Genomic DNA, 531 nt, shown 5'->3' on the forward strand with positions numbered 1-531 from the left:
GTTCCTCTTCGGAGGACAAGAAAACAGGTGGTGCACGGCTGTCGTCAGCTCGTGTCGTGAGATGTTGGGTTAAGTCCCGCAACGAGCGCAACCCCTATCTTCTGTTACCAGCGGTTCGGCCGGGGACTCAGGAGAGACTGCCGCAGACAATGCGGAGGAAGGCGGGGATGACGTCAAGTCATCATGCCCCTTATGGCTTGGGCTACACACGTACTACAATGGCTCTTAATAGAGGGAAGCGAAGGAGCGATCCGGAGCAAACCCCAAAAACAGAGTCCCAGTTCGGATTGCAGGCTGCAACCCGCCTGCATGAAGCAGGAATCGCTAGTAATCGCAGGTCAGCATACTGCGGTGAATACGTTCCCGGGCCTTGTACACACCGCCCGTCACACCACGAAAGTCATTCACACCCGAAGCCGGTGAGGTAACCTTTTGGAGCCAGCCGTCGAAGGTGGGGGCGATGATTGGGGTGAAGTCGTAACAAGGTAGCCGTATCGGAAGGTGCGGCTGGATCACCTCCTTTCTAGGGAA

1 rRNA gene is annotated in these 531 nt (G+C 56.5%); it reads left to right on the forward strand.

What is annotated here, in order from left to right:
• Positions 1–523, forward strand: a 16S ribosomal RNA gene (locus ACE418_RS13460); the annotation flags it as partial.
• Positions 524–531: the final 8 nt, after the last annotated feature.

Source organism: Megasphaera jansseni (genome assembly GCF_047974155.1).
Classification (GTDB): domain Bacteria; phylum Bacillota; class Negativicutes; order Veillonellales; family Megasphaeraceae; genus Megasphaera.